Annotated in this window: 18 protein-coding genes; 7 read left to right on the top strand and 11 right to left on the bottom strand. The window is 61.9% G+C overall.

Annotation, left to right across the window (positions count from 1 at the left end):
- Positions 1–31 precede the first annotated feature (31 nt).
- Entirely contained in the window at positions 32–241 is a 210-nt protein-coding gene (locus CF161_RS10925; protein ID WP_020296636.1) for a cold-shock protein, read from the top strand.
- Positions 242–310: 69 nt separating this feature from the next.
- Here CF161_RS10925 and CF161_RS10920 read toward each other — a convergent pair whose 3' ends face one another.
- The 4 genes from CF161_RS10920 to CF161_RS10905 all read right to left on the bottom strand — a co-directional run bounded on the left by CF161_RS10920 (position 311) and on the right by CF161_RS10905 (position 5,509).
- Positions 311–688, bottom strand: coding sequence for a hypothetical protein (locus CF161_RS10920; protein ID WP_020296635.1), 378 nt, complete (start codon positions 686–688; stop codon positions 311–313).
- Positions 689–771: 83 nt separating this feature from the next.
- Positions 772–1,581: a putative RNA methyltransferase gene (locus tag CF161_RS10915; RefSeq protein ID WP_020296634.1), complete on the bottom strand. Its 810-nt coding sequence runs from the start codon at positions 1,579–1,581 to the stop codon at positions 772–774.
- Complete coding sequence (gene dapE / locus CF161_RS10910; RefSeq protein ID WP_020296633.1) at positions 1,581–2,732, bottom strand: succinyl-diaminopimelate desuccinylase; 1,152 nt, start codon at positions 2,730–2,732, stop codon at positions 1,581–1,583. The genes CF161_RS10915 and dapE overlap by 1 nt, the downstream gene beginning before the upstream one ends.
- Before the next feature lie 185 nt (positions 2,733–2,917).
- Positions 2,918–5,509: a glycosyltransferase gene (locus CF161_RS10905; protein WP_020296632.1), complete on the bottom strand. Its 2,592-nt coding sequence runs from the start codon at positions 5,507–5,509 to the stop codon at positions 2,918–2,920.
- 211 nt (positions 5,510–5,720) lie between these two features.
- Between CF161_RS10905 and tcdA the strand changes: the two genes are divergently transcribed.
- Positions 5,721–6,536, top strand: coding sequence for a tRNA cyclic N6-threonylcarbamoyladenosine(37) synthase TcdA (gene tcdA / locus CF161_RS10900; RefSeq protein WP_043229116.1), 816 nt, complete (start codon positions 5,721–5,723; stop codon positions 6,534–6,536).
- Between the two features lie 16 nt (positions 6,537–6,552).
- Here tcdA and CF161_RS10895 read toward each other — a convergent pair whose 3' ends face one another.
- From CF161_RS10895 to CF161_RS10880, 4 genes are all read right to left on the bottom strand, one after another.
- Positions 6,553–6,957 (bottom strand): SufE family protein, encoded by a 405-nt coding sequence (locus CF161_RS10895; protein ID WP_020296630.1) that lies wholly within the window; start codon positions 6,955–6,957, stop codon positions 6,553–6,555.
- A complete protein-coding gene (locus CF161_RS10890) occupies positions 6,954–8,159 on the bottom strand; it encodes an aminotransferase class V-fold PLP-dependent enzyme (RefSeq protein WP_020296629.1) in 1,206 nt (401 codons plus the stop codon). The genes CF161_RS10895 and CF161_RS10890 overlap by 4 nt, the downstream gene beginning before the upstream one ends.
- Before the next feature lie 216 nt (positions 8,160–8,375).
- A complete protein-coding gene (gene dapD, locus CF161_RS10885) occupies positions 8,376–9,410 on the bottom strand; it encodes a 2,3,4,5-tetrahydropyridine-2,6-dicarboxylate N-succinyltransferase (protein ID WP_020296628.1) in 1,035 nt (344 codons plus the stop codon).
- A gap of 33 nt (positions 9,411–9,443) precedes the next feature.
- The gene (locus CF161_RS10880; RefSeq protein WP_043229113.1) at positions 9,444–9,806 is read right to left on the bottom strand and encodes an ArsC family reductase; all 363 of its coding nucleotides are present in this window, start codon (positions 9,804–9,806) and stop codon (positions 9,444–9,446) included.
- Positions 9,807–10,041: 235 nt separating this feature from the next.
- On the opposite strand from CF161_RS10880, the gene CF161_RS10875 reads away from it, so the two are divergent.
- The gene (locus CF161_RS10875; protein WP_020296626.1) at positions 10,042–11,688 is read left to right on the top strand and encodes a Na+/H+ antiporter; all 1,647 of its coding nucleotides are present in this window, start codon (positions 10,042–10,044) and stop codon (positions 11,686–11,688) included.
- A 59-nt stretch (positions 11,689–11,747) separates the two neighbouring features.
- Here CF161_RS10875 and dapC read toward each other — a convergent pair whose 3' ends face one another.
- Genes dapC through map form a run of 3 tightly spaced genes read right to left on the bottom strand, consistent with a single transcriptional unit; the run spans position 11,748 to position 16,527 of the window.
- Positions 11,748–12,950 (bottom strand): succinyldiaminopimelate transaminase, encoded by a 1,203-nt coding sequence (gene dapC, locus CF161_RS10870; protein WP_020296625.1) that lies wholly within the window; start codon positions 12,948–12,950, stop codon positions 11,748–11,750.
- A gap of 42 nt (positions 12,951–12,992) precedes the next feature.
- Positions 12,993–15,695, bottom strand: coding sequence for a [protein-PII] uridylyltransferase (locus CF161_RS10865; RefSeq protein ID WP_020296624.1), 2,703 nt, complete (start codon positions 15,693–15,695; stop codon positions 12,993–12,995).
- Positions 15,696–15,744: 49 nt separating this feature from the next.
- A complete protein-coding gene (map, locus tag CF161_RS10860; protein WP_020296623.1) occupies positions 15,745–16,527 on the bottom strand; it encodes a type I methionyl aminopeptidase in 783 nt (260 codons plus the stop codon).
- 406 nt (positions 16,528–16,933) lie between these two features.
- Between map and rpsB the strand changes: the two genes are divergently transcribed.
- From rpsB to frr, 4 genes are all read left to right on the top strand, one after another.
- Positions 16,934–17,671, top strand: a complete 738-nt coding sequence (gene rpsB / locus CF161_RS10855) for a 30S ribosomal protein S2 (RefSeq protein WP_020296622.1) — start codon at positions 16,934–16,936, stop codon at positions 17,669–17,671.
- Positions 17,672–17,870: 199 nt separating this feature from the next.
- Positions 17,871–18,734: a translation elongation factor Ts gene (gene tsf, locus CF161_RS10850; RefSeq protein WP_020296621.1), complete on the top strand. Its 864-nt coding sequence runs from the start codon at positions 17,871–17,873 to the stop codon at positions 18,732–18,734.
- Between the two features lie 209 nt (positions 18,735–18,943).
- Entirely contained in the window at positions 18,944–19,687 is a 744-nt protein-coding gene (gene pyrH / locus CF161_RS10845; RefSeq protein WP_003189161.1) for a UMP kinase, read from the top strand.
- Positions 19,684–20,241: a ribosome recycling factor gene (gene frr / locus CF161_RS10840; RefSeq protein WP_020296620.1), complete on the top strand. Its 558-nt coding sequence runs from the start codon at positions 19,684–19,686 to the stop codon at positions 20,239–20,241. The genes pyrH and frr overlap by 4 nt, the downstream gene beginning before the upstream one ends.

Below are 20,241 nucleotides of genomic sequence, written 5' to 3'. Positions count from 1 at the left end.
ATCCCATAATAAAAAGATGGAGTACCGATTTATGTCTACTCGCGAGACCGGCAATGTGAAGTGGTTCAACGACGCCAAGGGCTATGGCTTTATCCAGCGTGAGGGCGGTGCGGACGTGTTTGTGCACTACCGCGCGATCCGTGGCGAAGGCCATCGCTCGCTGCTCGAAGGCCAGCAAGTGGAATACGCGGTGGTGGAAGGGCAGAAAGGCTTGCAGGCCGAAGACGTGGTCGGCCTGTAATCCGGTCGCTGGCCGGGCTCAGCCTCCAGCGCTTCGAAAGGCCCCATGCCGGGCATGGGGCCTTCGCAATCAGGCAGTACGCCAGGTAATTTCTTCTTCGCCATCGGCGCTGATGCGCATCCAGCGATCAGCCGACTCCTCACCCTCTTCCTCGACCCAACTGCCGGGCGCGCAACGCACTTCGACGTTCAGCGCGGCAAAGGCGGCGCGGGCGCAGGCGATGTCGTCTTCCCACGGCGTCTGGTCGCTTTCCAGGTACAGGCTGTTCCATTTGCCCACGGCCTTGGGCAACCAGGTGACCGGGACGTTGCCGGCCTTGCACTTGTAGGTCTGGCCTTTCTGGACCCAGTCGGTGCACGGGCCCAGGGCGGTGCCGAGCCAGGCGGCAATCGCCTTGTAGTCGACGTCGGCGTCTTTCAGGTAAATCTCGATATCGGGTTGGCGCATGGATGTCCTCACTGCGGGTCTGAAAAATCCATTCGCGGATTTATTCGGCCTCGGGCAGATGCTCAAGGCCTTGGGTTAAAGGGTTATTGCAGCACGAAATAATCGTAGCGCATCGACACGCTGACCTTGAGCGGCTCGGCCTGCTCGATGACCTGGGCCCGGCGTTCGGCGCTGGCGCGCCAGCCATGAGGGGTCATGGCCAGCAGGTTGGCGCGGTCCTGGGGCAGGTCCAGGTTCAGGGTGAACTCCAGGGTTTCGCTGTGTTGCAGGCTCATGCCCTCGGGAACCAGGGCCAGGTGCTTGTCATCGGTGTACTCGCGCACTTCGTCGTACAGGCGTTCGCGCAGCTCCATCAGGTGGCCGCTGGTGGGGCCGACTTTCATCAGGCCGCCACCGGGGCTGAGCAGGCGCTTGGCTTCTTCCCAGTCCAGGGGGCTGAACACGCTGGCCAGAAACTGGCAGCTGGCGTCGGCCAGGGGAATGCGCGCCATGCTGGCGATCAACCAGGTCAGTTGCGGGTTGCGTCGACAGGCGCGCTTGACCGCCTCGCGGGAGATATCCAGGGCATAACCATCGGCCTGGGGCAGGGCCTCGGCGATTTGCGCGGTGTAGTAACCCTCGCCACAACCGATATCGACCCAGCGCTGGGGCGCGCGTTCGGCGGCCAGTTCCGCCAGGCGCCGGGCCACGGGGGCGTAGTGCCCGGCGTTGAGGAAATCGCGGCGGGCTTCGACCATGGCCTGGTTGTCGCCCGGGTCACGGCTGTTCTTGTGTTGCACCGGCAGCAGGTTGAGGTAACCCTGGCGCGCGCGGTCGAAACGGTGGCCGACCGGGCATGCCACGCCGTTCTCGACGCTGCCCAGCGGTGCGCTGCAAATGGGGCAGGCGAGCATCAGGCGAGCAACTTGATCAGGGTCTGGTAGTAGATCTCGGTCAGCACGTCGAGGTCGCTGGCCAGGATCCGCTCGTTGACCTGGTGGATGGTGGCATTCACCGGGCCCAACTCGACCACCTGGGTGCCCATGGTCGCGATAAAGCGCCCGTCGGAAGTACCGCCACTGGTGGACGCCTTGGTTTCGCGGCCGGTGATCTGCTTGATGCTTGCCGATACGGCGTCGAGCAGGGCGCCCGGCTCGGTGAGGAAGGGCAGGCCCGACAGCGCCCATTCGACGTGCCAGTCCAGGCCGTGCTTGTCGAGGATGGCGGCGACCCGTTGTTGCAGGGCCTCGACCGTCGACTCGGTGGAGAAACGGAAGTTGAACACCGCCACCAGGTCACCGGGGATCACGTTGGTCGCGCCGGTGCCGGAATTGAGGTTGGAGATCTGGAAGCTGGTCGGCGGGAAGAAGCTGTTGCCGTTGTCCCAGTGCTCGGCGGCCAGTTCGGCCAGGGCCGGGGCTGCGAGGTGGATCGGGTTCTTCGCCAGGTGCGGGTAGGCCACGTGGCCCTGCACGCCGCGCACAGTGAGGGTGGCGCCGAGGGAGCCGCGTCGGCCGTTCTTGACCACATCACCGACCAGGCTGGTGCTCGACGGCTCGCCGACGATGCACCAGTCCAGGCGCTCCTTGCGTGCGGCCAGGCGTTCGACGACCGCCTTGGTGCCGTGATGGGCCGGGCCTTCTTCGTCGCTGGTGATCAAGAACGCCACCGAGCCCTTGTGGTCCGGGTAGTCGCCGACGAAACGCTCGGCGGCTACCAGCATCGCCGCCAGGCTGCCTTTCATGTCGGCCGCGCCACGCCCGCAGAGCATGCCGTGTTCGTCGATCAGCGCCTGGAACGGGTCGTTCTGCCAGGCCTGGACCGGGCCGGTGGGCACCACGTCGGTGTGGCCGGCAAAGCACAGGACCGGGCCGGGATGCTTGCCATGGGTGGCCCAGAAGTTATCCACATCCTCGATGCGCATCGGCTCGAGCGCAAAACCGGCATCACCCAGGCGCTGCATCATCAGCTTCTGGCAGTCGGCGTCGATCGGGGTCACCGACGGACGACGGATCAGGTCACAGGCGAGTTGCAGGGTCGGCGAAAGCTCGGCGGGGGCCGTCATGGGAAAACTCCGGTGCAAGGCGTTATGTAGGAGCCGGTTGGCCGGCGCGGGCGGTTTATCAGGGACACCGCGTGGTTTTGATCGCTGGCAAGCCAGCTCCTACAGGTAATGGGGGGCGCGCAAAATGGCGGATATCTTAAAGCAAAACGGCGGCCAGAGGCCGCCGTTTAGTCGTTGCTGCGGATTTAGACGGCCGGTGCCGCCTCTGTTTCCACCGCCGGTTTCGGCAGCGAAGACAGGAACGCCATGATCAGCGCGGCCAGATACGGCAGCGACTGCACCAGCAGCATGGTCACCCAGAAGCGCATGTCGTTGCTCGGCAGGCCCTGCACCAGGAAGATCCCCAGCGCCGCGCCCCACAGCAGCAGCATGATGAACACCTCTTCCCGAGCCTCCGAGATCGCCACCCAGAAGCCGTGGTTATCGGCATTCTTCGGGGTGCGGAAGAACGGAATGCTGCTGGTGAAGAAGCCGTACAGCACCGCCTTGGCGATGGTGTGGGACAACGCCAGGCCCGCCAAAGCCGCGCAGAACGCATCCTTGAGGTTGACCCCGACCGCGCGACGGTAGAGGAAAATGATCTTGCCGACCTTGAACACGAACAACGCCAAGGGCGGGATTGCGAAGATCAGCAGCGGCGGATCGACCCGTTGCGGCACGATGATCATCGCCGCCGACCACAGCAGGGCGCCGACGGTGAAGAAGATGTTCATGCCGTCCGCCACCCACGGCAACCAGCCCGCGAGGAAGTGGTAGCGCTGGCCACGGGTCAGCTCGGTGTCCTTGCCGCGCAACAGGCTCGCGGTGTGCCGCTTGATGATCTGAATCGCCCCATAGGCCCAGCGGAAACGCTGTTTCTTGAAGTCGATAAAGGTATCGGGCATCAGGCCCTTGCCGTAGCTTTCGTGGTAATACGCGGCCGACAGGCCTTTTTCGAATACTCGCAGGCCCAGCTCGGCGTCTTCGCAGATGCACCAGTCGGCCCAGCCCAGCTCTTCGAGCACCGAGCGCCGGGTCATGGTCATGGTGCCGTGCTGGATGATCGCGTCACGGTCGTTGCGGGTGACCATGCCGATATGGAAGAAGCCTTTGTACTCGGCGTAGCAGAGCTTCTTGAAGGTGCTTTCGTTCTGGTCGCGATAATCCTGTGGCGACTGCACCACGGCGATTTTCGGGTCGGCGAAGTGCGGCACCATGTGCTTGAGCCAGTTCGGGTCGACGCAGTAGTCGGAGTCGATCACCGCAATCACTTCGGCGTCCTTGGCGGTATGCGGGATCAGGTAGTTCAGCGCACCGCCCTTGAAACCGGCCAGGGGCGCGACGTGGAAGAACTTGAAGCGCGGGCCCAGGGTCTCGCAGTAGGCTTGCACCGGTTCCCAGACGGCCGGGTCCTTGGTGTTGTTGTCGATGATCAGGACTTCGTAGTCCGGATAGTCGAGGGCGGCCAGGGCGTCGAGGGTCTGTTTGACCATCTCCGGCGGCTCGTTGTAGCAGGGCACGTGGATCGAGACCTTCGGCCGGTAGTCGGAATCACCCTCTACCGGCAGGAATTCCCGTCGCCGCTTGTGGGTCCAGACCGCTTCGGCCAGTTCATGGGCCTCGGTCAGCAGCACGATAAACACCCCGAGGGCGCCGAGGGCGAGCAGGAAGCCCACCGTCAGGCTGAACCAGGTGCTGTATTGCTGGCTGTAGTCGTAGCCGATCCACACCAGCACCGAACCGCAGAGGAAGGCGATAAAGGTCAGGAAGGTCCGGCCGCGCTGGCGCAGGGCCGAGCCGTCGATCATCAGCAGGGTCAGCGACAGCAGCGCCAGCACCACCGAACCGATGGCCAGCACGCGCCATTGCGGAATGGCCACCACCGGGCCTTCAAAGTTGAATTTCTGCTGGCGCGCAGCGTTGAACACGCCCCAGTAGGCACCCACCGAACCTTCGTCGCTGGCCTTCCACGGCTGGTCGAAGGCTTCGATCACGAAGTAGTTGTAGCCCTGGCGGTTGAGCTTGTTGACCAGGGTGCGCAGGTAGATCGCCTGATCCGCCGGGCTGGCATCAGCCCCGCCACGCATTCGGCCGTTGCTCGGCCAGCCGACTTCGGACAGCAGCAGCGGCTTTTTCGGGAACATTTTTTTCAGGTCGCGGGCACGGTCGAGCACGAACTGACCGGCTTGATCCACCGGCACGAACTCCCAGTAGGGCAGGACGTGAGCGGCAATCAGGTCAACGTGCTTGGCCAGGCTCGGGTTCTCTTCCCAGACGTGCCATTGCTCGGAGGTGGTCACCGGGACCTTCACGGCCGCGCGGACCCGATCCAGGATCACGCTCAGTGCTTGGGCGGTGATTTCCTTGCGGAAAATCGCCTCGTTACCCACCACCACCCGCACTACGCTGCGCGAGCTGTTGGCCAGTTCGATGGCGCGGGTGATTTCCCGTTCGTTGCGCTCCTCGTCCGGGCTGATCCAGATCCCGAGGGTCACGCGCAGGCCGAACTCTTCAGCCAGCTTGGGGATGTCCTGCAAGGTGCCGTCGACCGAATAGGTGCGGATGTTGTCGGTCAGCTTGCTCATGATTTCCAGGTCGCGACGCATTTCGTCGTCGGACGGGAATTGGTCTTTCTGCGGGAACTGGCCTTGCTGGAAAGGCGAGTAGGAAAAACCGGAGATCTGTTCAGGCCAGTTGGGGGCCGTGACCGGGCGATTGATCAGCGCCCAGAAACCGGTGAAGAGCGCAGCAATTGCCAGCACCACCACCAGATTGAGTCCAAATTTACGCGATGACATAGCTATTTCGGGTTCCAAAAGGTGTGGAACGAGGGAAGGGTTGGCAGGCGCCAAACGGTGGGCATCCTACACCGGCCCTCAATTGAGCGTACAGCGCACAAAGAAAAGCCAGACCTTGGGCACTGTATTTGCGCTTAAGTTCTTAACTTGTAGCTGGCAACTTAAAACTTGTCGCTGCGAAGCCCTATAATGCGCGCCGGTTTTTCAGGTAATGGTCATGAGCACAGAAGATCCACGGTTTGCTGGCGTCGCCCGTTTATATGGCATCGAGGGCCTGGCACGCTTGCGCGCGGCCCATGTGGCGATCGTCGGGGTGGGCGGGGTCGGCTCCTGGGCGGCCGAGGCCATTGCCCGTTGTGGGGTGGGCGAGATTTCGCTGTTTGACCTGGACGACGTCTGCGTCAGCAACAGCAACCGCCAATTGCATGCCCTGGACAGCACCGTGGGCAAGCCCAAGGTAGAGGTCATGGCCGAGCGTTTGCGCGGGATCAACCCGGACTGCAACGTGCACCCGGTGGCGGATTTCGTCACCCGCGACACCATGGCCGAGTACATCACCCCCAACATTGATTGCGTGATCGACTGCATCGACAGCGTGAACGCCAAGGCGGCGCTGATTGCCTGGTGCAAACGCCGCAAGATCCAGATCATCACCACCGGTGGCGCGGGCGGGCAGATCGACCCGACGCTGATCCAGGTCTGCGACTTGAACCGTACCTTCAATGATCCGCTGGCCTCCAAAGTGCGCTCCACCTTGCGTCGGGACTACGGTTTTTCACGCACCGTGACCCGCCACTACAGCGTGCCCTGCGTGTTCTCCACCGAGCAGCTGCGCTATCCGAAGCCCGATGGCAGCATCTGCCTGCAGAAGAGCTTTGTCGGCGACGGGGTCAAGCTCGACTGTGCCGGTGGTTTCGGTGCGGTGATGATGGTTACCGCGACCTTTGGCATGGTCGCCGCCACCAAGGCCGTGGATAAACTCGTCGCTGGCGTGCGCCGCCCGGCAGAGCGCGTCAAACCCGCGTAACCCGCTGCGGCAGCGGCTACAGGGCCAGTTCGCGCATGCGTTGCAGCACGGCGTTGAGGCCGTTGCTGCGCGAGGGCGAGAGCTGGCGCGACAGGCCCAGTTGGTTGAACCAGTCGGGCAGGTCCACCTCTTGCAGCTCCTGGGTCGACAAGCCGTTGACCCGCGCCAGCAATAACGCGACCAAGCCGCGAATCAGGCGTGCATCGCTGCTGGCGGCAAACTGCCAATGCCCCGCCTGCACCGCGCCCAGCAACCAGACCTGGCTTTCACAGCCATGCACCCGGTTGGCCTCGACCTTGTCGGCATCGCCCAGGGCCGGCAGGCGATCACCCCATTGCATCAGCAGACGCGCGCGCTGTTCCCAGCCGGCGGCCTGTTGAAAGGTCTGCAACGCCAGCAGCGCCTCGGCCGGCAGGCTCATCGCAACATCTCCAGCGCCTGATCCAGGGCTTCGAAGAAGCGCTCCAGATCGGCGGAATCGTTATACAGCGCCAGCGACACACGGATCGCCCCCGCCAGGCCGAAGCGTTTGAGCAGGGGCATGGCGCAGTGATGCCCGGCGCGTACGGCGATGCCCTGTTCGGTGAGCAAGTGCGCGAGGTCGGCGTTATGCACGCCGTCGACCACAAAACTGGCCAGCGCCAATTGCGGTGCGCCCAGCAGGCGGATGCCTTTGCGCGCTTGCAGGCCGTGCAGCAGGTAGTCGTGCAGCGCGGCTTCATGGGCGGCGACCGCGTCCTGGTCGAGGCCGGCCAGGTAATCCAGGGTCGCCCCCAGGCCAATCACGCTGGCGATGGGCGGTGTCCCGGCCTCATAGCCCAGGGGCGCGGGGCGGAAGGTCGCGTGCTGGTACTCGGCGTCCTGCACCATTTCGCCACCGAACTGCCAGTGACGCAGGCCTTGCAGCGCCGCGTTGCGCCCGTACAGCACCCCAAGGCCGTCCGGCCCATAGAGCTTATGGCTGGAAAATACATAAAAGTCGCAGCCCAGCGCCTGCACGTCATGCCGACCATGGACCACGCCTTGGGCGCCATCGACCACGGTCAGCGCCTGCCGCGCCTTGGCCATGGCCAGCAATTGCGGCAGCGGCTGCCAGGCGCCGAGCACGTTCGACAGTTGGCTGACGGCCAGCAAACGGGTGCGTGGGCCGATCAACTGCGCGGCGGCTTCGAGATCGATCAGGCCGGCAGCGTCCAGGGGCAGGACCACCAGCTTCAGGTCGCGGCGTTGCGCCAGTTGCTGCCACGGCAGCAGGTTCGCGTGGTGCTCCAGGGCGCTGATGACCAGTTCGTCGCCCGGATTGAATTGGTGTTCCAGGCCGTAGGCCAGAAGGTTCAACGCAGACGTCGTGCCGTGGGTGAAGACGATCTGCCCGATGTCACCGGCATTGAGCCATTGCGCCACTTTGCTGCGGCTGTCCTCGAACGCCTGGGTCGCATGGGCGCCGGGCAGGTGCTGCGCGCGATGCACATTGGCTGCGCCATTGGCGTAGTAATGGGTCAGGGCGTCGATCAGGGCTTGGGGCTTTTGCGTGGTGGCGGCGTTGTCCAGGTAGGTCTGGTCTTGCCGTTGCAGGGCGGCGATGGCCGGAAAGTCGGCGCGCCAGGGGGAGGGCACAAGCATGGTGGTCGGGACTCGTATAAGCAGGCCGGGCGCTGATGATACGCGCCCTGACGCTGCTGGTGCGAGTTGCTGCTTAGTCTCTGTACGACAACTACCTGCGCTTCGATCATGCGGCGTTAAAAACAGGCTCGGAATGCTCATGTAGCTCCCTACACTGCGCTTCCTCGCCTGTTTTTGCCTTGCCTGATCTTTGCTCGGCGAGTTTTCGTACAGATCCTAGTTGTGAGCGTGCAGCGCTTCGTTCAGCTCGATGGCCGACTTGTGAGTTTTGCACTCTACGGCGCCGGTCTCGGAATTGCGGCGGAACAGCAGGTCCGGTTGGCCGGCTAGCTCGCGGGCCTTGACCACCTTGACCAGTTGGTTCGCTTCGTCCAGCAGTGCCACCTTGGTGCCGGCGGTGACATACAGGCCCGACTCAACGGTATTGCGGTCGCCCAACGGAATACCGATACCGGCGTTGGCGCCGATCAGGCAGCCTTCGCCGACCTTGATCACGATGTTGCCGCCGCCCGACAGGGTGCCCATGGTCGAGCAACCGCCGCCCAGGTCCGAACCCTTGCCGACGAATACGCCAGCCGATACACGGCCTTCGATCATGCCCGGGCCTTCGGTGCCGGCGTTGAAGTTGACGAAACCTTCGTGCATCACGGTGGTGCCTTCGCCCACGTAGGCGCCCAGGCGGATACGTGCGCTGTCAGCGATCCGCACGCCTGCCGGCACCACGTAGTCGGTCATTTTCGGGAACTTGTCCACCGAGAACACTTCCAGCAGCTCGCCACGCAGACGGGCTTCGAGTTGACGCTCGGCCAGCTCGCTGATGTCGATCGCGCCCTGGCTGGTCCAGGCCACGTTCGGCAGTTGCGGGAACACGCCCGCCAGGCTCAGGCCGTGGGGCTTGACCAGGCGATGGGACAGCAGGTGCAGCTTGAGGTAGGCCTCGGGAGTGGAGGTCAGCGCGGCGTCTTCGGCCAGCAGGGTGGCGACCAGCGGCTTGTGGCTTTCGGCCAGGCGGGTCAGCAGGGCAGCCTGGGCGGCATCGACATTTTTCAGTGCGTCGGCCAGCTGCGAGGCCTGGGCCACGGTGAAGGTGATGGCCTGGTTGCCCTCGGTGTAACCCAGTACCGGGGCGATGGCCGCGATGATTTCGGCAGACGGGTTGAGCAGTGGCTGCGCGTAGAACACTTCCAGCCAGGCACCTTGGCGGTTCTGAGTGCCGACGCCGAAGCCCAGGCTGAACAGGGAATTGGACATGTTGTTACCTCTACAAAAAATGAATGGGCAGGCCTACTTGAGGGCCGCCGAATAAATATCTGGCTTGAAGCCAATCAGGGTTCGGTCACCGAGATCGAGCACCGGGCGCTTGATCATCGAGGGTTGTGCGAGCATCAGTTCGATAGCTTTCGCCTGGTCGAGATCGGCTTTGCGTTCGTCTTCGAGTTTGCGAAAGGTCGTGCCTGCACGGTTCAACACCACTTGCCAGCCGTGCTCATTGCACCACTGGGTCAAATGTTCGCGGTCGATGCCGGCGGTTTTGTAATCGTGAAAGTCATAGCTGACAGCGTGTTCATCGAGCCAGGTGCGCGCCTTTTTCATGGTGTCGCAGGCTTTGATGCCGAAAAGGTGCAACGTTTTGCTTGAAACGGTCAAGGAATTGCCCCCTTTGCAGGTGCCGAAAATTAAAGGTCACGGATTATGCCATGGCCGCGCGACTTCGGCGTCGCCCAGCGCCCGGCTTTGTCGCAATGTATTTCGCCAACGGGGAGATTGCGACCTTTGTGCAGCGGTCGGGATCAGTCTAAGCGGCTAATATGGCACTTCTGCGGGTGATTATTGCCGTAGCTGCATGCGCTTTTGCCTGGTTTAGATGGAGATTTTTCGCTTTATGCAAACCGCCTACACCGTACTCATTCTGCTGATGTTGGTGAGTGTTTCACGACTGGTCGGGCGGGTGATTCCGTTGCCGCTACCTCTGGTACAGATTGCCGCCGGTGCCTTGCTGGCCTGGCCGACCCTGGGCTTGCATGTGGCGCTGGACCCGGAGCTGTTCCTCTTTCTATTCCTGCCGCCGCTGCTGTTCTCCGATGGCTGGCGCATGCCCAAGCGCGAGCTCTGGCGGTTGCGCGGGCCGATCCTGACCCTGGCCGTGGGCCTGGTGCTGTTTACCGTGGTCGGCGCTGGCTACTTTATCCACTGGTTGCTGCCGACCATTCCGTTGCCGGTCGCTTTCGCACTGGCAGCGGTGCTTTCGCCAACCGACGCCGTGGCGGTCTCGGCGATCGCCCAGAACCGCTTGCCCCGACCCTTGATGCACATGCTGCAGGGCGAAGCGTTGATGAACGATGCCTCGGGCCTGGTGACATTCAAGTTCGCCTTGGCAGCGGCGGTCACCGGGGTGTTTTCCCTGGCCAATGCCAGCCTGACCTTTGTCCTGGTGGCGCTCGGCGGCCTGGCCATAGGCGTGGCCCTGAGCTGGCTGGTCGGGCGCCTGCGCGCCTGGATGATCGCCCGGGGCTGGGACGACCCGGCCACCCACGTGGTGTTCATGTTGCTGCTGCCATTCGCCGCTTATGTCTTGGCCGAGCGTCTGGGCGCATCGGGGATCCTGTCGGCGGTGGCGGCCGGGATGATGCAGAGCTGGCTTGACCTGCTGCCGCGCCAGACCAGCACCCGAATCCTCAACCGCAGCGTCTGGTCGCTGCTCGAGTTCGCCTTCAACGGCTTGATCTTCCTGCTGCTGGGCTTGCAGTTGCCGGACATCATCAAGGCCGTGGCCAGCCACGAAACCTCGCTCTGGCCGACCTTGTTCTACCGTTGCCTGGACGTGCTGGCGATCTTCCTGGTGTTGCTGGTGCTGCGTTTTGTCTGGGTGCAAAGCATCTGGCGCCTGTCGGGCTGGCTGCGCCGTTGGCGCGGCAAGGGGGAGTTGACCCTGGTGCCGACTGCGCGCTCCTGCTGGCTGCTGACGGTGGGTGGGGTGCGCGGTGCGGTGACCCTGGCGGGCGTGATGTCGGTGCCCCTGATGCTGGGGGCCGGGGAGGCGTTCCCCGAGCGCGATCTGCTGATCTTCATTGCCGCCGGGGTGATCCTGTTGTCACTGGTGGCGGCCTGCATCGCCCTGCCATTGCTGTTGCGCGGTATCCAGCAGAGCCCGGATGACAAGCGGCGTGGCGAGGTGCGTGATGCCTGGCGCAAGACGGCCGAGGCGGCGATTCATGCCCTGGAGGCCGAGGAACTGGTGGAAACCAGCGATGCGCCGGACGCGGCCCAGGCCGCCCTGGCCACCGAACTCAAGGCGCGCCTGATGTCGGAATACCGCCACCAGTTGGAGGTCTTCAACGATTCTGCCGAGGCGCAGGCCCTGGCTTTCCAGATGGACCAACTGGAGCGACGCCTGCGTCTGAAAGCCCTGCGCGCGCAACGCCTGGAGCTGTACCGGCTCAGCCGGCACCATCAGATTGGCGACGATGTATTGCGCGAAGTGTTGGGCGAACTGGATTTGAGCGAGGCGAATCTGGGGGCGGTGAAGTGATCGGCTGATGCCAGCCGGCGCCTGCAAGGGATAAGTGCAGGCGCCAGCCGGACGAGGTGTCAGCCGCGGCGACGCTGCACGAAGTCGCGAATCCGCTCGGCGGCTTCCACACATTCGGCCAATGGCGCCACCAGGGCCATGCGCACGCGGCCGGCGCCCGGGTTGGTGCCGTCCACTTCCCGCGACAGGTATGAGCCTGGCACCACGGTCACGTGTTCTTCGGCGAACAGGTCGCGGCAGAAGGCTGCGTCATCACCGTCCACGTTCGGCCACAGGTAGAAGCTGCCGTCGGGGCGCTGTACGTCGAGCACTGGCGCGAGGATTTCCAGCACCGCATCGAATTTCTCGCGATACAGCGCGCGGTTGGCCCGCACATGCACTTCATCGTTCCAGGCTGCAACGCTGGCCAGCTGGGTTTGAACCGGCATGGCGCAACCGTGGTAGGTGCGATACAGCAAAAAGCCCTTGAGGATCTCGGCATCGCCGGCAACGAAGCCGGAGCGCAGGCCTGGCAGGTTGGAGCGCTTGGACAGGCTGTGGAACACCACGCAGCGCTTGAAATCCTTGCGGCCGAGCTCGACGCAGGCGCTGAGCAGGCCCGGCGGCGGCGTCTGTTCGTCGAAGTAGAGCTCGCTGTAGCACTCGTCGGCGGCGATCACGAAGTCGTGCTTATCGGCCAGGGCGATCAGTTTCTTCAAGGTGTCCAGCGGAATCAGGGCCCCGGTCGGGTTGCCTGGCGAGCACAGGAACAGGATCTGGCAGCGCTGCCAGATGTCGGCCGATACCGCGTCGAAATCCGGGTTGAAGCCATTTTCATCGAGGCACGGCAGGTAATGGGGCTTGGCGCCGGCGAGGAAGGCCGCGCCTTCATAGATCTGATAGAACGGGTTCGGGCTGACCACCAGCGCATCGTCGCCACGGTTGACCACAGTCTGGGTGAAGGCGAACAGCGCTTCGCGGGTGCCGTTGACCGGCAGCACGTTGCGCGCCGGATCCAGCCAGCCGCCGGGCACGCCAAAGCGTCGCTCGCACCAGCCGGCGATGGCTTCACGCAGGGCGGGGATGCCGAGGGTGGTCGGGTAGACCGCCATCTGGTCCAGGTTGTTGGCCAGGGCTTCGGCGACAAAGCTTGGCGAGCGGTGCTTCGGCTCGCCGATGGACAGCGCAATCGGTCGCTTGTCGGCGTTGGGCGTCACGCTGCCGAGCAGGGCGCGCAGTTTCTCGAACGGGTAGGGCTGCAACTGGTTTAGAGCGTTGTTCATCGGTGCGGTATCTCACTCAATGCGGCGGGTCGTGGCGCGCGGTTAGATGCTCAGGCGCGACAATTCAATATTCGGTTCCTGGCTGACACTCAACTGCTCGACGATGGCGTCCTGCAGGCGGCTGCACAGTTGCGGATCGGACAATTGCTGGTTGTGCGCGTCGGTAATGAAGAAAACGTCTTCCACGCGCTCGCCCAAGGTGGCGATCTTGGCGTTTTGCAGCGACAGATCGAACTCGAGGAAGATCTTGCCGATCCGGGCCAGCAGGCCGGGGCGGTCGGGTGCGCTCAGTTCGAGCACGGTCACCGGGCGCTGGGCGTCGTTGTGAATGGTCACCTGGGGCGCGAAGGCAAAGTGCTTGAGCTGGCGCGGAACCCGGCGCTGGATGATGGTCGGGTAGTCATCCGGGTTGCGCAGGGCGTCGGTCAGGCCGTCGCGGATCTGTTTGATGCGTTGCGGGTTGTCGCCGATCGAGCCGCCGTCGTTGTCGAGCACGATGTAGGTGTCGAGGGTGAACTGGCTGCTGGAGGTGATGATCCGTGCGTCGTGAATGTTCAGGTTGAGCTGATCCATCGCGGCCACGGTCACGGCGAAGAAGTCGTGCTGGTCGGGGGCGTAGATGAAGATCTGGGTGCCGCCCTCGAACTCGCGCTGGGTGGTTTCCTTGATCAGCACCAGCGGGCCGCCATCGGCGGGTTGCTGCAGGATGGCATCGCTGTGCCAGGCCACGTCGCCAGCGGTGTGACGCAGGAAGTAGTCATCCCCCAGTTGCGACCACAACTGCTCGACGTCGTCCGGGTCGGTGCCGCTGCGCACCAGGATATCCAGGGCGGCGCTCTGGGTCTGACGGATCTGCTCTTCGCGATCCACCGGGTTTTCCAGGCCGCGGCGCAAGGCGCGCTTGGTCTCGGTGTACAGCTGGCGCAACAGGCTGGCACGCCACGAGTTCCACAGGGTCGGATTGGTGGCGTTGATGTCGGCGACGGTCAAGACGTACAGGTAGTCGAGGTGCGTCTGGTCGACCACGGTCTGAGCAAAGTCGTGGATCACCTGCGGGTCGGACAAATCCTTGCGCTGGGCGGTGGTCGACATCACCAGGTGGTTCTGCACCAGCCACACGATCAGGCGGCTGTCCCACACCGGCAACTGGTGGCGTTGGCAAAAGGCTTCGGCATCCACTGCGCCGATTTCCGAGTGATCACCATGCCGGCCCTTGCCGATGTCGTGGTACAGCCCGGCGAGGTAGATCAGCTCGGGCTTGGGCAGCTTGCCCATGAGCTTGCTGGCCAGCGGGAATTTTTCCGAGACCTGGGTGTACTGCAGTTTGCGCAGGTGCTTGATCAGGTTCAGGGTATGGGCATCGACGGTATAGATGTGGAACAGGTCGTGTTGCATCTGCCCGACGATAAAGCCGAATTCCGGCAGGTAGCGCCCGAGAATGCCGTAGCGGTTCATCCGCCGCAGGTTGCGATGGATGCCGAACTCGCACTTGAATAGCTCGATAAACAGGCTGGTGTTGCGGATGTCGTTGCGGAATTCGTCGTCGATCAGGTGCCGATGTTCGCGCAACAGGCGAATGGTGTCGGCTCGCACACCCTTGATTTCCGGGTGCTGGGCCATCAGCACGAAGATTTCCAGCATGGCGAAGGGCGTACGGCGGAACACGTTGTCGTTGATCGCCTCGATGTATCCGTCGTGCAACTGGAAACGCGAGTTGATTGGTTGTGGCGGTGCTTCGTCTTCGGGGGCGAGGATCACCTCCTCGAAGTGCTGGATGATCAGGTCGCTGAGCTGGGCGATGCTCATCACCACCCGGTAGTACTGCTGCATGAAGCTTTCGATGGCCTGCTTGGCGTCATCGCCTTCGAACCCCAGCAGCTTGGCGATCGAGCGCTGGTGATCGAACAACAGGCGGTCTTCCGAGCGCCCGGCCAGCATGTGCAGGGCGTAGCGCACCTTCCACAGGAATTCCTGGGACGACGCCAGCAGCGCGTTTTCGCTCTCCACCAGGAACCCTTCACCCGCCAGGGCCCGCAGGTTCAGCGTGCCGTACTGGCGGCGGGCGACCCAGAGAATGGTCTGGATATCGCGCAGACCGCCGGGGGAGCCTTTGACGTTGGGTTCCAGGTTGTATTCGGTGTCGTTGTACTTGTGGTGCCGGGCCTTCTGCTCGGCGCGCTTGGCCAGGAAGAAATCCTTGCTCGGCCACATGTGTTCGGTGCTGGTGACTTCCAGCATGCGCTGGCGCAGGTGCTCGGGGCCGGCGATGGTGCGGCTTTCCATCAGGTTGGTGATCACCGTGAGGTCGGCCCGCGCCTCCTGGGCGCATTCGTCCACCGAACGTACGCTTTGCCCGACTTCCAGGCCGATGTCCCAGAGCAGGGTCAGGAAGCGCTCGATGGAGTCGCGGAAAATCTCATGATCGGCGCTGTCGAGCAGAATCAGCAGGTCGATGTCGGAGTAGGGGTGCAACTCGCCCCGGCCGTAGCCGCCGACCGCCACCAGGGCAATGTCGGCGTCTTCGCTCCAACTGAACTGGTCCCAGGCCTTTTGCAGGATGTTATCGACGAACCAGGCGCGGTCCTCGATGAGCCGGCGGATATCCCGTCCGTTGCGAAAGCGTGTGTCGAGCACTTCTCGTGCCTGACGGATGGCTTTCTTGAAGGCCGCGATGGGGCTTGCCTTCAGGGCCAGTTCAGCCTGGAACTGGCCGCGGTCGAACAACTCGGGATCCACCTGCGGCATCGATTGGCTTTCCTTTCTTTCTATAAGGGCAACAACCCGGCGTCGGGAATCAGGCCGAAACGCGGGGAATGGTGTCGTCGCTGCGCAAGGTGAAGATCTCGTAGCCGGTCTCGGTCACCAGCAGGGTGTGTTCCCACTGCGCGGACAGCTTGCGGTCCTTGGTGATGGCGGTCCAGCCGTCGCCCAGGACCTTGGTGTCGGCCTTGCCCTGGTTGATCATCGGTTCGATGGTGAAGGTCATGCCGGCCTTGAGTTCCATGCCGGTGCCCGCGCGGCCGTAGTGCAGGATCTGCGGCTCTTCATGGAACACCTTGCCAATGCCGTGGCCGCAGAATTCGCGAACCACCGAGAAGCCGTTCTTTTCCGCGTGCTTCTGGATCACTTCGCCGATATCGCCCAGGCGGCAGCCCGGTTTGACCAGCTCGATGGCCTTGTACATGCATTCCTGGGTGATCTGCGACAGGCGTTCGGCCCAGACCGGCACTTTGCCGACGTGGAACATGCGGCTGGTGTCGCCGTGGTAGCCGTCCTTGATCACGGTGATGTCGATGTTCAGGGTGTCGCCGTCTTTGAGCGGCTTCTCGTTCGGGATGCCGTGGCAGACCACGTGATTGATCGAGGTGCAGATCGACTTGGGGAAGCCCTTGTAGTTCAGCGGCGCCGGAATTGCCTGCTGCACGTTGACGATGTAGTCGTGGCAGATGCGGTCCAGCTCTTCGGTGGTGATACCGGGTTTGACATGCTCGGCAATCATTTCCAGCACGTCGGCGGCCAGTTTGCCAGCGACACGCATTTTGGCGATGTCCTCGGGGGTTTTGAGGGTGACGGTCATACAGGCTCTCTCGACGCTCGGTGGCGCTATAAACACGGAATGGCTTGAAAACGGCGTTATTGAAGGCGAAGCCTGGGTGGGCTCGCGACGTTTTCAAAAGCCGCAAAGGTGCGATTCTAACAGACGGCCAAGGCAAATCTGACTCTCTGGCGCCGCTTCTCTCTATAGAATGGAGCATTCTGGCCCGATTCCAAGGGCCTGGTAAAAAAGCCCCGCAGTGCAATGCACAATCCAGGTTCCGTTTTTACCCTTCCTGTGGTATAAAATGCGCCGCTTTCCGGGGATACCCTGAAAAGCCTAAATCCACACACGTGTCGACACGATGACCTGGGTGCCGGAAGCTTTCATGCTGCTGGTTGGTCATTGGGATACGTGGAGGCCAAACCCGACTTATTAAGGAACTATCATGTCCCAAGTCAACATGCGCGATATGCTGAAGGCCGGTGTGCACTTCGGTCACCAAACCCGTTACTGGAATCCGAAAATGGGTAAGTACATTTTCGGCGCGCGTAACAAGATTCACATCATCAACCTTGAAAAAACCCTGCCAATGTTCAACGAAGCTCTGACTTTCGTAGAGCGCCTGGCCCAGGGCAAAAACAAGATTCTGTTCGTCGGCACCAAGCGTTCCGCTGGCAAGATCGTTGCTGAAGAAGCAGCACGTTGCGGTTCGCCGTACGTCGATCACCGCTGGTTGGGCGGCATGCTGACCAACTTCAAAACCATCCGTGCTTCCATCAAGCGTCTGCGTGACCTTGAAGTGCAAGCTGAAGACGGCACCTTCGCCAAGCTGACCAAGAAAGAGGCGCTGATGCGCACTCGCGATCTGGAAAAGCTGGATCGTAGCCTGGGCGGTATCAAGGACATGGGCGGTCTGCCAGACGCACTGTTCGTAATCGACGTTGATCACGAGCGCATCGCGATCACCGAAGCCAACAAGCTGGGCATCCCGGTCATCGGCGTAGTCGATACCAACAGCAGCCCGGAAGGCGTTGACTACATCATCCCAGGCAACGATGACGCAATCCGCGCTATCCAGCTGTACATGGGTGCGATGGCTGACGCAGTTATCAAAGGTCGCAACCACGTTGCTGGTGGCACCGAGCAGTTCGTCGAAGAAGCTCCGGTAGCTGCAGCTGAGTAATTGACGCCTTGGCGTTGACTCAGTAAGCAAAAAGGGGGCTTGGCCCCCTTTTTGCCAACTCGGAAATCATTTGTTGTGTGCGTATTTGCTGTTTTGTAACGCGATGCGGCTATCAAGTGTATTCGAGGCAGAGCTCAAGATTTGATCGCCCGTTCGGTCGGGTGGAATGGTTGAAAACCTATCCAAGAGGAATTTGAAAATGGCAGAGATTACTGCAGCGTTGGTTAAAGAACTGCGTGAGCGTACTGGCGAAGGCATGATGGACTGCAAAAAGGCCTTGACCAAGGCTGGCGGCGACATCGAGAAAGCCATTGATGACATGCGTGCTTCGGGCGCGATCAAAGCAGCCAAGAAAGCAGGCAACGTAGCTGCTGAAGGCGCGATCGCCATCAAAGAAGACGGCAAAGCTGCCGTGATCATCGAAGTCAACTCGCAAACCGACTTCCTGGCTCTGCAAGAAGACTTCAAAAACTTCGTTGCTGCCAGCGTTGAAAAAGCGTTCGCTGACAAGCTGACCGACGTTGCTCCGTTGATCGCTGCTCAAGAACCGGCTCGTGAAGCGCTGGTTGGCAAAGTAGGCGAGAACGTCAACATCCGTCGTCTGGCTCGCGTTGAAGCTGACGTGCTGGGTTCGTACCTGCACGGCAACAAGATCGGCGTTGTGGTTGCCCTCAAAGGCGGCAACGTTGAACTGGCTAAAGACATCGCCATGCACGTAGCAGCCAGCAACCCTGAGTTCCTGCTGCCTTCGCAAGTTTCCGCTGAAGCCATCGAACGCGAAAAAGCCGTGTTCCTGAGCCTCAACGAAGACAAGATGAAGGGCAAGCCTGCTGAAATCGTCGAGAAGATGATTGCTGGCCGTATCAGCAAGTTCCTGGCTGAAGCCAGCCTGGTTGAGCAGCCTTTCGTCAAGAACCCAGAAGTGACCATCGGCACTCTGGCCAAGCAAGGCGGCGCTGAAATCGTTTCCTTCACTCGCTTCCAGGTAGGCGAAGGCATCGAGAAACCGGTCGACAACTTCGCTGAAGAAGTTGCTGCCCAGCTGGCTGCCAGCAAGCAATAAGACAGTTTTCAACTGTCGCCCTGAAGAGGCTGCCCGCTCACGCGCGCAGCCTCTTTTCAAATGGGGAGGCCAATTTTAGTTGGCTGCCTCCGGAACTGGTTTACAAAGCCGTGTTCTGATGGCGCTGTGACAGCGTCAAGCTAGAGTAAGCGCAGGCTGCAAACAGCTTGCAGAGAATTTTTTAAAATACGCCGCAGGAGAGATTCGCAATGGCTCAGCAGGGCAGTGGTTATCAAGCTCGCTATAAACGCATTCTACTCAAGCTTAGCGGCGAGGCCCTGATGGGCTCGGAAGAGTTCGGGATCGACCCCAAAGTCCTGGATCGCATGGCGCTGGAGGTTGGCCAACTGGTCGGCATCGGCGTTCAGGTCGGTCTGGTGATTGGCGGCGGCAACCTGTTCCGTGGCGCAGCGCTGAGTGCGGCGGGCATGGATCGGGTCACGGGCGACCACATGGGCATGCTGGCCACTGTGATGAACGCCCTGGCCATGCGTGATGCGCTGGAACGTGCGAATATCTCGGCCATCGTCATGTCGGCTATTTCCATGGTGGGCGTGACCGATCACTATGATCGCCGCAAAGCCATGCGCCACCTGAACTCCAAGGAAGTGGTGATTTTCGCTGCCGGTACCGGCAACCCGTTCTTTACCACCGACTCCGCTGCGTGCCTGCGCGCGATCGAGATCGATGCCGACGTAGTGCTCAAGGCAACCAAGGTCGATGGTGTTTACACTGCAGATCCGTTCAAAGACCCGCATGCCGAGAAGTTCGATCATCTGACTTACGATGAAGTGCTGGATCGCAAGCTGGGTGTCATGGACCTGACAGCCATCTGCCTGTGCCGCGACCACAAAATGCCGTTGCGTGTATTTAACATGAACAAGCCCGGCGCCCTGCTCAATATTGTGCATGGTGGCGCCGAAGGAACCCTGATCGAGGAAGGCCAACAATGATCAACGAGATCAAGAAAGACGCTCAAGAGCGCATGAAAAAATCCCTGGAATCCCTGGCCCATGCATTTGGTCAGATCCGTACCGGCAAGGCGCACCCGAGCATCCTGGGCAGCGTGATGGTGCCTTACTACGGTTCGGACACCCCGCTGAGCCAAGTGGCCAACGTCACTGTAAAAGACTCCCGCACCCTGCAAGTCGTGGCTTTCGAGCGCAACATGCTGGCAGCTGTCGACAAGGCGATCCAGAGCGCCGGCCTGAACCTCAATCCGACCAACCTGGGCGAATTGCTGTTGATCTCCATGCCTGCCCTGACCGAAGAAACCCGCAAGGTTTTCGCCAAGCAGGCGCGTGACGCAGCGGAAGACGCGCGGATTGCCGTGCGCAATATTCGTCGCGATGCGCTGAGCCAGTTGAAAGACCTGGTCAAGGAAAAGGAAATCAGCGAAGACGAAGAGCGTCGTGCCGCTGATGACGTGCAGAAGCTGACCGACAAGGCGGTGGCTGATATCGAAACCGCCACCAAGCAGAAAGAAGCGGATTTGATGGCCGTATAA

Source organism: Pseudomonas sp. CF161, assembly GCF_000416215.1.
In the GTDB taxonomy this organism is placed as follows: domain Bacteria; phylum Pseudomonadota; class Gammaproteobacteria; order Pseudomonadales; family Pseudomonadaceae; genus Aquipseudomonas.
The sequence above is the reverse complement of the archived record's forward strand: the minus strand, read 5'-3'. Positions and strand labels throughout refer to the sequence as shown.